12 protein-coding genes are annotated in these 14,503 nt (G+C 72.9%); 6 read left to right on the top strand and 6 right to left on the bottom strand.

The annotated features are described in order from the left end of the window. Positions 1-121 precede the first annotated feature (121 nt). The 5 genes from pstS to ACZ7DE_RS17340 form a co-directional block, all read right to left on the bottom strand. Positions 122-1,252, bottom strand: a complete 1,131-nt coding sequence (gene pstS / locus ACZ7DE_RS17360; protein WP_470761964.1) for a phosphate ABC transporter substrate-binding protein PstS — start codon at positions 1,250-1,252, stop codon at positions 122-124. A gap of 335 nt (positions 1,253-1,587) precedes the next feature. After that, on the bottom strand, positions 1,588-2,019 hold the full coding sequence (locus tag ACZ7DE_RS17355) for an NUDIX hydrolase (RefSeq protein WP_470761962.1): 432 nt from the start codon (positions 2,017-2,019) through the stop codon (positions 1,588-1,590). Positions 2,020-2,041: 22 nt separating this feature from the next. Continuing rightward, positions 2,042-3,232, bottom strand: a complete 1,191-nt coding sequence (locus tag ACZ7DE_RS17350) for a CHAD domain-containing protein (protein WP_470761960.1) — start codon at positions 3,230-3,232, stop codon at positions 2,042-2,044. Beyond that, the gene (locus ACZ7DE_RS17345) at positions 3,213-5,570 is read right to left on the bottom strand and encodes an RNA degradosome polyphosphate kinase (protein WP_470761958.1); all 2,358 of its coding nucleotides are present in this window, start codon (positions 5,568-5,570) and stop codon (positions 3,213-3,215) included. The genes ACZ7DE_RS17350 and ACZ7DE_RS17345 overlap by 20 nt, the downstream gene beginning before the upstream one ends. 34 nt (positions 5,571-5,604) lie before the next feature. Then, the gene (locus ACZ7DE_RS17340; protein WP_470762060.1) at positions 5,605-6,030 is read right to left on the bottom strand and encodes a GntR family transcriptional regulator; all 426 of its coding nucleotides are present in this window, start codon (positions 6,028-6,030) and stop codon (positions 5,605-5,607) included. 118 nt (positions 6,031-6,148) lie between these two features. On the opposite strand from ACZ7DE_RS17340, the gene ACZ7DE_RS17335 reads away from it, so the two are divergent. The 5 genes from ACZ7DE_RS17335 to ACZ7DE_RS17315 all read left to right on the top strand — a co-directional run bounded on the left by ACZ7DE_RS17335 (position 6,149) and on the right by ACZ7DE_RS17315 (position 10,934). Next, positions 6,149-6,697, top strand: a complete 549-nt coding sequence (locus ACZ7DE_RS17335; protein ID WP_470761956.1) for an RNA polymerase sigma factor — start codon at positions 6,149-6,151, stop codon at positions 6,695-6,697. A gap of 67 nt (positions 6,698-6,764) precedes the next feature. After that, positions 6,765-7,607 (top strand): cupin domain-containing protein, encoded by an 843-nt coding sequence (locus ACZ7DE_RS17330; protein WP_470761954.1) that lies wholly within the window; start codon positions 6,765-6,767, stop codon positions 7,605-7,607. Positions 7,608-7,669: 62 nt separating this feature from the next. After that, on the top strand, positions 7,670-8,587 hold the full coding sequence (locus tag ACZ7DE_RS17325; RefSeq protein ID WP_470761952.1) for an ABC transporter ATP-binding protein: 918 nt from the start codon (positions 7,670-7,672) through the stop codon (positions 8,585-8,587). Next, on the top strand, positions 8,584-10,137 hold the full coding sequence (locus ACZ7DE_RS17320) for an ABC transporter permease (RefSeq protein ID WP_470761950.1): 1,554 nt from the start codon (positions 8,584-8,586) through the stop codon (positions 10,135-10,137). Before ACZ7DE_RS17325 ends, ACZ7DE_RS17320 begins: the two co-directional genes overlap by 4 nt. 143 nt (positions 10,138-10,280) lie before the next feature. Then, positions 10,281-10,934, top strand: a complete 654-nt coding sequence (locus ACZ7DE_RS17315; protein WP_470761948.1) for an ABC transporter — start codon at positions 10,281-10,283, stop codon at positions 10,932-10,934. Positions 10,935-11,388: 454 nt separating this feature from the next. On the opposite strand, the gene mshD is transcribed toward ACZ7DE_RS17315, so the two are convergent. Continuing rightward, the gene (gene mshD, locus ACZ7DE_RS17310) at positions 11,389-12,315 is read right to left on the bottom strand and encodes a mycothiol synthase (protein ID WP_470761935.1); all 927 of its coding nucleotides are present in this window, start codon (positions 12,313-12,315) and stop codon (positions 11,389-11,391) included. 158 nt (positions 12,316-12,473) lie between these two features. Between mshD and ACZ7DE_RS17305 the strand changes: the two genes are divergently transcribed. Beyond that, positions 12,474-14,285, top strand: coding sequence for a bifunctional metallophosphatase/5'-nucleotidase (locus ACZ7DE_RS17305; protein ID WP_470761933.1), 1,812 nt, complete (start codon positions 12,474-12,476; stop codon positions 14,283-14,285). Positions 14,286-14,503 lie beyond the last annotated feature (218 nt).

The raw sequence follows: 14,503 nt of genomic DNA, 5'->3' as shown, positions 1-14,503 counted from the left end.
CGGAGCCGCCCGCGGGTATCGGCGGCTCGGGTGGGGCCGGATCGCGTGCGGCCCCTGGCGGCGGTGCACCGGACGGGTGCGGTCCGGACCGAGTTCCCCCGACCGGACCGCACCTCTCAGATCAGCTCAGGCCCTCGATGGTGGTGCGGACCTTGGAGATGATGGAGTCGGGGATCGGCGCGTAGTCGATGCCCGAGAGGATGCCCTGGCCCTCGGTGCTGGCGATGTAGCGCAGGAACGCCTTGGTGGCGGGCAGGGTGTCGGCCTTGTTGCCCTTGTCGCAGGCGATCTCGTACGTGACCAGGGTGAGCGGGTAGGCGCCGTCGGCCTTGGTGTTGTAGTCCAGCTTCAGCGACAGGTCGCTGCCGGTGCCGACGACCTTCGCGGCGGCGACGGCCTTGGTGGCGCCGTCGGAGGAGGCCTTGACCGGGGCCGAGGCACCCGTGTCGACGGCGACGGTGCCCAGGCCGTCCTTGGCGTAGGACAGCTCCATGTAGCCGATCGCGCCGTTGGTCTGCTTCACGCCCTGGGCGACTCCGGAGGAGCCGGCCGCGGCCTGGCCGCCCTTGGCCTGCCAGGCCTTGCCGCCGGAGTACTTCCAGTCGTTCGGGGCGGCGGCGATCAGGTACTTGGTGAAGTTGTCGGTCGTACCGGACTCGTCGGAGCGGTGGTACGGCTGGATCTTCAGGTCGGGGAGCTTCGCGCCGGGGTTGAGCTTGGCGATCGCGGCGTCGTTCCAGTTGGTGATCTTGCCGTCGAAGATCTTGGCGATCGTGGAGGCGTCGAGCACCAGGTTGTCCACGCCGGAGACGTTGTAGGCGACGGCGATCGGGCCGGCCACCATCGGCAGGTCGATGCCCTGGCCGCCCTTGCAGACCGACTTCGAGGCGGTGACGTCCTCGGGCTTCAGCGCGGAGTCCGAGCCGGCGAAGGCGACCTGGCCCTGCGTGAACGCCGTGACGCCCGCGCCGGAGCCGGAGCCCTTGTAGTTGACCTGGACGCCGGAGCAGGCCTGCGTGAAGTTCTTCACCCAGGCGTCGATCGCGTTCTTCTGCGCGGAGGAGCCGTCGGCGAGGAGCTGGCCCTTGGCGTCGTCGCACTTGATGGATCCGGCGGCCGCGGTGGCGGAGGAGTCGCCGCCGCTCTTGGCGGAGCCGGTGTCGTCGGAGCCGCACGCCGTGAGGGCCAGGGCGCCGGAGACGGCGAGAGCACCGAGGGAGAGAGCCCGCCGGTTCATGCGCTGAAGCTTCACTTGGGGGAGGTCCTTCCAGGAGCCGCCGTCCTGAATCCGGCGGCGTGCGGAGTGTGCGAAGTCTGCTTGGTGCGGACACGTCCCGCTTGTCGCGAGCCGCACCGCGTAAGGCTGAAATTAGGCAGATCAGGTGAAGGCGCTTACGGGCGCGGGTGAACGGCGGGTGAACCCCTGCCGTCGGTGCGGTTAGGTCACGGAACGCTTACGTCGAGGACACGGGACGATTCCGGCGGGGCCGGTCTGGCCGGTCCTGATTCGTGCGGGTCGGGTCCGGCCCCCTCCGGGGGCGGTCCTTGTCGGGCCGGTCCAGGGTCGGGGACGGTTCTCGGCATCTTTTATGCCAGGTGCAGGACCTGCAGCAGTGCGTCCACGAGGGTGCGGTCCCTCGGCTGGGTGAGCCGGTTGCGGGCGGTCGACGGGGGCAGCCACAGGAGGCGGTCGACCTCGTCGTTCGGCGTGAACGCGCCGGAGACGGCCTCGGCGGCCCAGTAGCGGACCTGCTTGGGGCGGCCGTTCGCCTCGTACTCCATGGTCGGCAGCCGCGTCCCGGGCACGGCCCGGTGCCCCGTCTCCTCCTCGACCTCGCGCAGGGCGCCCGAGAGCGGGTCCTCGCCGCGTTTCAGCTTGCCCTTGGGGTGCGACCAGTCGTCGTACTTGGGGCGGTGGACGAGGCATACCTCCAGTCCGCCGGCCGTCGGGGAGCGGCGCCACAGCACACAGCCGGCCGCCTGGACGACGTCGTCGTCGGGGTCTCTCGCAGTGCTCACCTGGATCTCACCGCCTGCCTGGTCAGGGTGCGCCGATGGGCTGCTTCTGCCACGACCTCTGGAACGCGTACCGCGCCGCCTCCACCTCATGCCTCTGGTCGGCGTGGAGCACGCCGAGCGCGTACGCGGTCGCGGGCGCGATGCGGGGGGTGCGGGCCGCCTGCGCCGCGGCGGACGCCGCCTCCGAGGCGTCGCGGTGCCGGTCGAGGGCCTGGCCCGCGCCGAGCAGACGGACGTCCAGGGGGGCGCCGCGGCCGTGGACGACCTCGCAGGAGTACCGGTGCAGCCGCAGCAGCAGGCGGACCTGGTGCCAGGGCGCGTCCTGCGGGTGCGGGGACGGGTCCGGGGAGAGGCCGTGGACGAGGGCCGCCGCGTTGTAGGGGCTGCCCGCGGTGACGAGCGGAAGCGCGGTCACCGCGTCGGTGAGGCGTTCCTCGGCGGCCTTGGCGAGGGGCCGCAGGTCGGTGGTGAGGGCGGCCGGCGTCAGGGGGACCTCGCTGGCGAGGACGGCGACCTTGTCCGCGACCGCGTGGAAGCGTGAGGAGCCGAGGGCCTGCAGGGCGGTGGAGTGGGCCCGGGTGCGGGCCAGGGTGAGCTGGCGGTCCAGGAGGGCGCCCGCCTTCGCCGCGCCCACGGTGAGGTTGCCGCGGTCCGGGGCGGCCGGGCGGGCGGCCGCGCGGTCGCCGCCCGCGGCGGGGCCGGCCGCCCCGCTCAGCTGGGGCTGGGCCAGGGTCTGGACCTGGACCGGGACCGTCGTCGCCATGGGCATCGGCGCCGGGGCCGAGCCGGACAGCCGGTTCAGCGCCAGCAGCAGTCTCTCCAGCCGGGCCCCGTACGCGTGCTCCAGGCCCAACGTGCCCGACAGCCAGGCCAGTTCGGGGCGGATGTCCTCCGACCAGTCGGGGTCGAGGAGGGGGCGGAAGGTGTGCAGGCTGCCGCTGATGCGGCGGGCCGAGCGGCGCAGGGCGCGCGCCGCGTCGACCCGCTCCTGCGCGACGCCCGCCGCGCCGCCGTCCCCCGCGCGCGCGTGCGCCCGGCCGGCGCCCCCGCCCGCGTGCGACGAGCCGTTCGACGTCCCGCCCCCCGACTCCCGGTGCAGGCGCAGGGCGCGGAGGAACTCCGTGGCCTGGGCCCGGAGGTAGTCCGCGAGGGCGTCCCCGGTCGTCGCGGGCCCGGCCGCGGGGTCCGTCAGGTCATGGTGTCGCTGTGCCACGCCGGCGCCTCCGGGCGTCTATGAGCATCTCCTGGACGTTGCGCAGGGGCCCGCCGTCCGCGTCGGTCGAGTGCCGGGTCCATTCGCCGTCCGGGCCGAGGTGCCACGAGGCGGTGCCGTCGGACATCCCGGTCTCCAGCAGCCGGTTCAGGGACGCCCGGTGGCCCGGGTCGGTGACCCTGACCAGGGCCTCGATCCGGCGGTCGAGGTTGCGGTGCATCATGTCGGCGCTGCCGATCCACACCTCGGGCTCCCCGCCGTTGCCGAAGCCGAAGACGCGGGAGTGCTCGAGGAAGCGGCCGAGGATGGAGCGGACCCGGATGTTGTCCGACAGGCCGGGAACTCCCGGGCGCACCGCGCAGATCCCGCGCACCCATACGTCGACCTGGACGCCCGCCTGCGACGCCCGGTAGAGGGAGTCGATGAGGGCCTCGTCGACGATCGAGTTGACCTTGATGCGGACGTGCGCCGGCCGTCCCGCGCGGTGGTGCTGGATCTCCTTGTCGACGCGTGAGATCAGGCCGTCGCGCAGCGACTTGGGGGCGACCAGGAGGCGGCGGTAGGTCTCGCGGCGGGAGTAGCCGGAGAGCCGGTTGAAGAGGTCCGAGAGGTCCGCGCCGACCTGCGGGTCGGCGGTGAGCAGACCGAGGTCCTCGTAGAGCCGGGCCGTCTTCGGGTGGTAGTTGCCGGTGCCGACGTGGCAGTAGCGCCGCAGCGTGTCGCCTTCCTGGCGCACCACCAGCGACAGCTTGCAGTGGGTCTTGAGGCCGACCAGGCCGTAGACGACGTGGCAGCCGGCCTCCTCCAGCTTGCGCGCCCACTTGATGTTGGCGTGCTCGTCGAACCGGGCCTTGATCTCGACCAGGACGAGGACCTGCTTGCCGGACTCGGCGGCCTCGATGAGCGCGTCGACTATCGGGGAGTCGCCCGAGGTGCGGTACAGCGTCTGCTTGATGGCGAGGACGTCGGGGTCGCCCGCCGCCTGCTCCAGGAACGCCTGCACGGACGTGGAGAAGGAGTCGTACGGGTGGTGCAGCAGGACGTCGCGGCTGCGCAGGGCCGCGAAGATGTCCGGCGCGGACGCCGACTCGACCTCGGCGAGATCGCGGTGGGTGCCGGCGATGAACTTCTTGTACTTCAGCTCGGGCCGGTCGAGACCGTGGATGCGGAAGAGACCGGTGAGGTCGAGCGGGCCGGGGAGCGGGTAGACCTCCGCCTCGGAGACCTTCAGCTCGCGCACCAGCAGGTCGAGCACCTCGCGGTCGATGGACTCCTCGACCTCCAGGCGCACCGGCGGCCCGAAGCGGCGCCGCATGAGCTCCTTCTCCAGGGCCTGCAGGAGGTTCTCGGCGTCGTCCTCCTCGACCTCGAGGTCCTCGTTGCGGGTGAGCCGGAAGGCGTGGTGCTCCAGCACCTCCATGCCCGGGAACAGCTCCTCCAGGTGGGCGCCGATGACGTCCTCGATGGGGACGTAGCGGCCGGGGGAGCTCTCCAGGAAGCGGGACAGCAGCGGGGGCACCTTGACGCGCGCGAAGTGCTTGTGGCCGCTGACCGGGTTGCGCACGACGACCGCGAGGTTGAGCGAGAGGCCCGAGATGTACGGGAAGGGGTGCGCGGGGTCGACGGCCAGGGGGGTCAGGACCGGGAAGATCTGGTGCCGGAACAGGGTGAACAGGCGAGCCTGCTCCTTCTCCGTCAGCTCGCTCCAGCGGACCAGGTGGATGCCCTCCTCCGCGAGGGCGGGGGCGATGTCCTCGTGGTAGGTCGCGGCGTGCCGGGCCATGAGTTCGCGCGAGCGGGCCCAGATCATCTCCAGCACCTCGCGCGGCTGGAGGCCGGAGGCGGAGCGGGTGGCGACGCCGGTGGCGATGCGGCGCTTCAGTCCGGCCACCCGGACCATGAAGAACTCGTCCAGGTTGCTGGCGAAGATGGCGAGGAAGTTGGCCCGCTCGAGCAGGGGCGTGCTCGGGTCCTCGGCGAGTTCCAGGACGCGCTCGTTGAACGCGAGCCAGCTGCGCTCCCGGTCGAGGAAACGACCCTGCGGGAGCTGGGGGCCGTCGTACGGCGCCTCCTCGTAGGTGTCGAGGTCGGCATCGATGTCGGGCTCCAGATCGGAGACGACGGCAGCCACGGTATGCGGGCGGTGCGCGGCTATGGAGCCCACGGAGGGCTGCGCGTGCTGGACCTCGGCCTGGGTGTCTGACTGGCTCATGTACCCATTCTTCCGCGCGAACAGCGAGACAGGCGCGTCGGAACGTGCGGGCGGGATCGCGGCGGAGCTTCCGTGGGGCTGGATTCCCTCGGGAGGCGGCGAAGGCTCGGGCACGGCGGGCTTCATTCACCGAGCGTCGCAAGGTCGTCTGAACCAACGGTTACGGAGACATGGCGTGCGGGATATCGGGGGGCGGCTCGCGGGGGTCGGGTGCCGTGAAGTGTTCGTCGAGGACGGCGGCGAAGAGCGCGGCCACGTCGTCGCGGTCCAGTCCGGTCTCCCTGGCCCGGACGGCCCACGCGTCCAGGTCGGCGCGCAGGGGCGTGTGTGCGGGGGCGGTGCTCAGTCCGCGCCGCACGAAGGTGCCGAGGCCGCGCCGGGCCTCCACCAGCCCGTCGCGCTCCAGCTGGCGATACGCCTTCAGCACGGTGTTCGGGTTGACGGCGGTCGCCTCGACGGCCTCGCGTGCGGTGGGCAGCATGTCGCCGGCCCGCAGCAGGCCCAGGCGCAGGGCCTGCTTGGTCTGCTGGACGATCTGGACGTAGTTGGCCACGCCGCTGTGCCGGTCGATGCGGTATTCGACCACGACCACCCGGCTTTCACTAATTGAGTAGTGAAAGGGTGGTTTGTGGTGGTGTGCAAGTCAAGAAAAATTCGTGCGGTCGGCCGTGAACCGATCGGCGGGGCTCGTCCGATGAGGGGATGTGAGCGAAACGAGAAGCGACGGGGAGCTGCTGCGGGCCATCGCGGCAGACCGGGACCGTCACGCCTTCGAGGAGCTGTACCGGCGGTACGCCCCGTGGCTGACCGCGCGCATGCGCGGGCGCTGCGCCGACGCCGGGATAGTCGACGACGTCGTCCAGGAGACGTTCCTCGCGGTGTGGCGCGGCACCGCCCGCTACCGCGAGGAGGGCTCCCCCGACGCCGCCGGCTGGCTGTGGCGCATCGCCGCCCGCCGCCTGGTCGACGCCATGCGGGGCGACGGGGCGCGCGGCCGGCTGCGCCAGGCGCTGGCCCGGCTGCGCCACCGGGACGAGGCCTCGGCGGAGGAACGCGTGCTCGCGGGGGTGGAGCACGGGGACCTCGCCGGGGCCCTCACCCGCCTCTCGCCGGAGCTGCGGGCCGTCCTGCAGGCGACCGTCATCGACGGGCTCACCACCCGGGAGGCGGCCGTTCTGCTCGGCATCCCGCCCGGCACCGTCAAGACGCGGGCCCAGCGTGCCCGCAAGCAACTGCGGGAGGCGCTGGCATGAGGCGGTACGTGTGCGGAGCAGGCCTGCGCGCTCGCGTGGGCGACGAGCGGTCGAGGGAGGTCGTGGCATGACGTGGCACGTGGCTGAAGAAGACCTGCGCGCCTACGCGCAGGGCGAGCTGGCACCACCCCTGCTGTGGTCCGCCGACGCCCATCTCACCGCGTGCGCCGAGTGCCGGGCCCGGCTCGCCGGCGCCACCGACCCGGTCGCGCTGGACGCCGCCTGGGAACGGCTGGACGCCGAGCTGGACGCGCCGCGGCCGAGCCTGATCGAGCGGCTGCTGGTGCGGATGGGCATGGCCGACCACACCGCGCGGCTGCTCGCGGCCACGCCGGTGCTGCGCCGCTCCTGGCTGCTGGCGGTGCTGTTCCTGCTGGTCGTCACCGTGCTCGCGGTGCGCATGGTGGATCAGCCGACGCTGTTCCTGGCGCTGGCCCCGCTGCTCCCGCTCGCCGGCGTGGCCCTGTCCTACGGCCCGTCCCTCGACCCGACGTACGAGATGGCGGTCGTCGCGCCGCTGCACGGCTTCCGGCTGCTGATGATCCGCACGGTCGCGGTGCTCACCGCCGGCCTCGTCTGCAACGGCCTGGCGACGCTGGCCCTTCCGGGGTACGGGCTGCTGGCCCTGGCCTGGCTGCTGCCGGCGCTCGCCCTCACCGGGGCGGGGCTCGCGCTGACCGCCCGGCTGGGTCCGGTCGTGGCGCCCGCCCTGGTCGGCGGCGCGTGGGTGACGCTGCTGGCGGCGGCCAGGGTCCAGGCGCACGCCCAGGACACCCTCGCCCCCTTCACGGCGGCGGGGCAGGCGGCCGCGGCGGCGGTCGCGGCCCTCGCCGCCCTGCTGCTCTACCAGGCCCGGGACCGCTTCGACGCGCGTCCCGTGGGCGGCTTCCCGGACGGCGGTGCCGGATGACACGGCGCCCCGGCCCCGCAGAGCCCGACCCCGCCCGCCAACCGGAATTCCAGGAGCCCCACATGACCACCGCCCCCGCCTCCGGCCCCGTCCCGGGCCACAGCGGCCGAGCGGCCTCCGGCCCCGCCACCCTGACGGCCACCGACCTGTCCCTGCGCTTCGGCGGGACACGAGCCCTCGACGGGGTCTCGCTGCGGCTCAGCCACGGCGTCACCGGTCTGCTGGGCCCCAACGGCGCGGGGAAGACGACTCTGCTGCGGGTGCTGGCCACGGCCGTACCGCCCGACGGCGGGCGGTTCACGGCCCTCGGCCACGACCCCGGCACCGCCTCCGGGCGGCTCGCCCTGCGCCGCACGCTCGGCTATCTGCCCCAGAACCCCGGGTTCCACCCGGACTTCACGGCTTTCGACTTCGTCGACTACGTGGCGATCCTGAAGGAGCTGACCGACCGCTCCGCCCGGCTGCGCGAGGTGCGGCGCGTGCTGGAGGCCGTGAACCTCTCCGAGGTGCGCGGCCGGCGTCTGAAGCGGCTCTCCGGCGGAATGCGTCAGCGCGTCGCCCTGGCCGCCGCCCTCGTCGGCGAACCCGGCCTCCTCGTGCTGGACGAGCCGACCGTCGGCCTCGACCCCGAACAGCGCATGCGTTTCCGCGAGTTGATCGCCCAGGCGGGAGAGGGCCGCACCGTGCTGCTGTCCACCCACCAGACCGAGGACGTGGCGATGCTCTGTCACCGTGTCGTGGTCCTGGCCGGCGGCCGCGTCCGCTTCGAGGGCACCCCGGCCGAGCTGACCGCCCGAGCGGCGGGCCGGGTCTGGAGCAGCGCCGAACGCGATCCGAACGCCCTGGCCGGCTGGCGCACCGGCGCCGGCGTCTTCCGTAACCTCGGCGACCCGCCCAAGGGCGCCGACCTCCTTGAACCGACCCTGGAGGACGGCTATCTGCTCGCCCTCGACGGCGAGAGCACGGCGGTGACCGCATGAGCACGGCCACCCCGACGATCACCGGAGTCGCGCCCGCGCTCACCGAGCCCGCGCGCGAGGGCCGCCGTGCACGAGCCGTCCTGGCCCTCGCCCGTTTCGAGGCACGCGAACTGCTGCTGCAGGTCCCGATCCTGCTCACCTTCGCGATCTACGTCGGTTTCGTCGCCCTGCGGCTGATGGGCAGCGACGGCATGAACGACTACCCCGTCCTCAACACCGTCGACCGCCGCACCCAGTCGGGACCTCTGCTGTTCGCCGTCGCGGTGTTCATCTGCTCCAACGCGGCCGCGCTGCGCTCCCGCAAGAGCAACACCGTGCAGCAGTTCGACGTCCTGGCCATGGAACCCTGGCGGCGCACCCTCGCCCATGTGCTGTCGGTGGTCCCGTACGCGGCGCTCACCGCGCTCGTCGTCGCGGCCGAGTTCTGCCGGGAGGCCCTGAAGCCCGGCGCGATCGGCCACGGCTCCTTCGGGGAACTGACCGTCGGCCCCCTGACCGTCCTGCTGGCCGGTGTCATGGGAGTACTGCTGGCCCGTCTGCTGCCCTCCTCCTTCGTCCCCATACTGTTCACGATCCCCCTCTACATGCTCTTCCTGCTGGCCTCCGTGAACGTGTCCGAGGGCGGGTGGCGGGGCTGGCTCTCGCCGTTCGTCTTCGTTGCCGAGACCGGGGGCGACCCGGTCCCCTCCGACCTGATCGGCCGCCCCTCCGGCTGGCACGCGCTGTATGCGACGGGCCTGTGCGCCGTGCTGGCCTGCGCGGCCCTGCTGCGGTCCGGCGGTCGTACCCGGGCCGTCACGGCGGCGACCGTCCTCGCCCTCGCGGTCACCGCGGCCGGCGCGGTCGGCCAGCTTCCCCGCGACGGCAAAGCCCTGGAAGCGGCCCGCAGGACGGCGGGCGACGCCCCTGAGAAGGTCCAGTCGTGCACGACGTACGGCCGCTCGACGTACTGCTCGTTCCCCGAGTGGAACGGTGTGCGGTCCGACTGGGCCGAGGTCGTCGACCGCGTCCGGTCCGCGGCCGGAGGAGCCGCCGCGCAGGCGCCCCTGACGGTCCGCCAGCGCATCTACGTCGGCGACACGGTGGAGGGCGACGGCGCGCTGGACCCCTCCACCACCCCGGGCCAGGTGACGGTCGGCACGCGCTGGGGCGGCAACCGGGTCCCCGAGTTCGCGGTCGGCGCCGCCACCGTCCTGGTGGGGGGCTCGGAGGACATGACGACGCAGGAGATGTGCGACGACGCGCGCGCGGTGACCGTCATGTGGCTGGTCCTGAGCACCGACCCCACCCCGATGGCGACCTTCCGGAACGTGCGGCTGAGTGACAGCGTCACCGGCTCGGGCCAGGTCCTGGCCCCGACGAACGGACTGAGCCTGACGGGCCCGCAGACGACGGTGATCCGGGAACTGCTGGCGTCCCCGCGGGCCGCGATGACGGCCCGCGTCAAGGCTCACTGGACCGACCTGACGTCCGCGAGCACGACGACCGCGCAGGCCGCGAAGCTGCTGGGCGTCGCGGTGCCGAAGGAGGCGGAGAAGTGCGAGGAGTAGGGGGAGCGAGGACGACGAGGACCGCCTCGGGAATGAGGCGGGCCCCGGGGGCGGAGCCGACCCCGGAGACGAGGAGGCCGGGGGCGCGGAGGCCGGGGGCGCGGAGGGACCCGGTCGGCCTGCTCCGGTCGCTGGTGCCGCCGGTGTGGCGCAGCCTCCCCTGGCTGCCGCTGACCGTGGCCGGCGGTCTGGGCCTGCTGTCGGCGGCGGAGCTTCGCCTCCCCGAGCACGCGCCGGACGTCGAGTCGGGGCTGCCGGTCCTGCGCCTGACCGCCTTCGTCGGCGCACTGGGCCTGGCCTTCCTCCTGGACGACCCCGCCCGGAACACGACCGCGGCGACACCGGTGGGCCGGCCGTGGCGAACCGTGCTGCGGCTGGCCCTGGTGGCTCCGCTCGCGTCGCTCTGGTGGGTCGCGGTCCTGCTGCTCATACCGGCCCCGACCCGCCCCGCGCCGGGCCCGGCCACCGTCGAGGCCGCGGCGATGGCGGGCGCGGCCCTCGCCCTCGCGGCGACCGCCGTTCGCTTCACGGGCTCGGCGGCGGTGGGCAGGGGGGCGGCGATCTGGCTGGGAGTGGTGGCCGGCGTGACAGTGCTGGTCCCGAACCGCTGGGGACTGCTGGGCACACCCCAGGATCCCTACTGGGCGGCGACGCAGGTGAGATGGGCGGCGGCCCTGGGGGTCACTGCGGCGGTGAGCGCACTGTTCACGCCGGAGCCGCTGAAGGGGCTGTCGGGCCCGAGGCTGGTCCTACGGCCCCCGAGCCGCGACCCCGGCGCCGGCCCCGGCAACGGGTGAGCAGCGGAGCCCGGCACTCGCCTGGGCCCCGGCCCCGGGTGACCAGCGGGCCCCGGCACTTGCCTAGCCCCGGCGCCGAGTGACCAGCGGGCCCCCGCCCCTGCCTCGGCACCCCCCGCGCACGCACCGGTCGCGGCGCACGCACCGGTCGCGGCGCACGCACCGGTCGCGGCGCCCGCCCCGGTCGCGGCGCCCGCCACCGGGTGACCATCGGACCGAGTGAGCAGCGGACCCCGGCACTCGCCCAGGCCCCGGCGCCCGCTCCGGCACGGGGGTGACCGGATTCCCGCGCCCGCCCCGGCCGCGGCGCCCGCCCCGGTCGCGGCGCCCACACCGGGTGACCATCGGACCCCGGCACTCGCCCAGGCCCCGGCGCCCGCTCCGGCACGGGGGTGACCGGACTCCCGCGCCCGCCCCGGCCGCGTTGCCCGCCCCCGCCCCAGGTGAGCGCCGCTCACGTCTCCGAGCGGTACATCAGGTCCGTCTCGTGAGTGAGGAAGCCCAGCCGCTCGTACACGGACACCGCCGCCTTGTTGTCGGCGTCGACGTACAGCATCGCCGTGGGCAGCCCCTGCGCCGCGAGATGCCGCAGGCCGATCGTGGTGAGGGCCTTGCCGAGGCCGCCCCCCTGGGCGTTGGGGTCGACGCCGAGGACGTACACCTCACCGAGCTGCTCCTCGGCGTGGACCTTCGTCCAGTGGAAGCCGACGAGGCGCTCGCCGCGGAAGGCGAGGAAGAAGCCGGCGGGGTCGAACCAGGGCTCGGCCTTGCGGTCGTCGAGGTCGCGCTGGGTGAGGGAGCCCTGTTCGGGATGGTGGGCGAAGGCGGCGGCGTTGACGGCGAGCCAGGCGGCGTCGTCCTGCCCGGGGACGAAGGCGCGGACGGTCACGCCCGCGGGCAGCACCGGATCGGGCAGTTCGAGGTCGGTCAACGTCCGCCGCATCTGACGCAGTTCGCGGAACAGCGTCAGGCCGAGGACCTGGGCTAGGTGTCGCGCGGCGGAGTGACCGCCGTGGGCCCACACCCGAAGCCGCTTGCCGGATGCGGCGAGCAGGGCGGAGCCGAGCGCCCGGCCGTGCCCGTGACCGCGGTGCGAGGGGTGGACCACCAGCTCGGCGGCGGGCGCCTCGACCGGGTCGGTGTCCTCCAGCTGGGCGTAACCGACGAGTTCGCCGTCGAGGGTGAGGACCAGATGACAGACGCCGTCGCGGGCGCCTCCGCGCAGCTGCAGCCGGCCCTGTTCGGACACCGCCTGCTGGCCGTCCGTCCGGGCGGCCTCCGCGAGCAGTTCGAGGACGGCCTCGGTCTGTTCGGGGGAGAGCTCGGAGTGGGTCTCGATGGATCGGGAGCCGGGGATCCGTGCGATGTCGTCGCTGGTCATGCGTACGAGGGTAAGGGGCGGAGGCCGCAAAGTGGCGGCAAAGGAGAGGGCAAAGGGAAACCAGGATGTAACCAGTAACCCCCTGTCGCGCTACGCGCGTTGACTCTAGGCTGCGCCGGACGGGAGCCACCTATTCCAGCCGATTCACAGGGGGGCGCATGCCAGCCACTTCCCAGCCGCAGCCGAGCGACAGACGCGGCCGACGCCGTACGTACCGTCTTGTCGCGGCCTCCGCGGTACTCGCGACCGCCGGTGCCCTCGCCGCCGCGCTCCCGGCGGACGCGCACGACAGCAAGCACGGCAAGCCGCTGCCGAGCCGCTACCAGGACGTACAGCTGCTGTCCTTCAACGACCTGCACGGCAACCTCGAACCCCCGTCCGGCTCCTCGGGCCGGGTCACGGAACTGCAGGCGGACGGCACCACGAAGACGATCGACGCGGGCGGTGTGGAGTACCTCGCCACGCACCTGCGCGAGGCCCGCAAGGGCAAGGCCTACTCGATCACCGCGGCGGGTGGCGACATGGTGGGCGCCTCGCCGCTGATCTCGGGTCTCTTCCACGACGAGCCGACCATCGAGGCGCTGAACAAGCTGGACCTGGACGTCACCTCCGTCGGCAACCACGAGTTCGACGAGGGCGCCAAGGAACTGGGCCGGCTGCAGCACGGCGGCTGTCACCCGACGGCCGGCTGCTACACGGACGAGGAGTTCGAGGGCGCCGACTTCCCGTACCTGGCGGCCAACGTCCTGAACGAGAAGACCGGCAAGCCGATCCTGAAGCCGTACTGGGTCTGGAAGAAGAAGGACGTCAAGATCGGCTTCATCGGCGTGACGCTGGAGGACACCCCCGGCGTCGTCTCCGCCGAGGGCGTCAAGGGCCTCAAGTTCAAGGACGAGGTCGAGACGATCAACAAGTACGCCAAGGTGCTGCAGAAGCAGGGCGTGAAGTCGATCGTGGCGCTCATCCACGAGGGCGGTCTGCCGGCCTCGGGGGCGTACAACTACAACTGCGACTCCCCGGGCGCGGGCGCCGGTATCTCCGGCCCGATCGTCGACATAGCGAAGAACATCACCCCCTCGGTGGACGCGCTGGTGACGGGCCACACGCACGCCGCGTACGCGTGCACGATCCCGGACCCGTCGGGCAGGCCTCGCACGGTCACCTCGGCCGCGTCCTTCGGCCGGCTGTACACGGACACCACGCTGACGTACGACCGCTTCACCGGTGACATCGCGCGCACAGCCGTCAAGTCGGCGAACCACGTGGTCACCCGGACGGTTGCCAAGGCGCCCGACATGACCGAGCTGATCACCAGGTGGAACACCCTGGCGGCGCCCATCGGCAACAGGGCGATCGGCCACATCTCCGCGGACGTCCCCAACACGGGCACCGAGTCCCCGATGGGCGACCTGATCGCGGACGCCCAGTTCTGGTACGGCAAGCAGCTCGACCCGGAGACGGACCTCGCGCTGATGAACCCGGGCGGCGTCCGGGCCGGTCTCACCTACGCGGCCAAGGGCAGCGAGGGCGACGGCGTGGTGACCTACGCCGAGGGCTTCACCGTCCAGCCGTTCTCCAACACCGTGAACCTGCAGAACTTCACCGGCGCCCAGCTGATCCAGGTTCTCAAGGAGCAGGTGAGCGGGACGAACGCGAGCGCGCCCAAGATCCTCCAGCCGTCCGCCAACCTGACGTACACGCTGGACCTGACGAAGAGCGGCGCCGACCGCGTCGTCACGGGCTCCATCAAGCTGAACGGCGCGGCGATCGACCCGGCCGCGACCTACCGCGTCTCGACGAACAGCTTCCTCGCGGGCGGCGGCGACGGCTTCCCCACGCTGGGCCAGGGCACCGGTGACCTCGTCGGCGCCGACGACCTGACGGCCCTGGAGCAGTACCTGCTCGCCAACTCCTCGGCCGCGGGCCCGATCGCCCCGCCGACGGCGAACCGGATCACGATCGTGCAGTAACCCTTTCAGCAGGACAGCCAAGAGGCGGCCGCGTCACCGACGCGGCCGCCTCTTCGTATTAAAACCTGTGTGAGTTCTTCGTCGGCGGGCACGACGAGCCGATGACCCGGTGCGGGGTGTACGCCCGCCCGGCCCGGCCCTGGTCGGCGGACGAGATCCTGCCCGTCGCGCGATCGGTCATGGGAGGGTGGGCCCGGCGATCACCAGAGCGATTACGG

The organism is Streptomyces sp. NPDC037083 (assembly GCF_055606485.1).
Note: the sequence above shows the minus strand (reverse complement) of the source record. Positions and strands in the feature narration are given on the sequence as shown.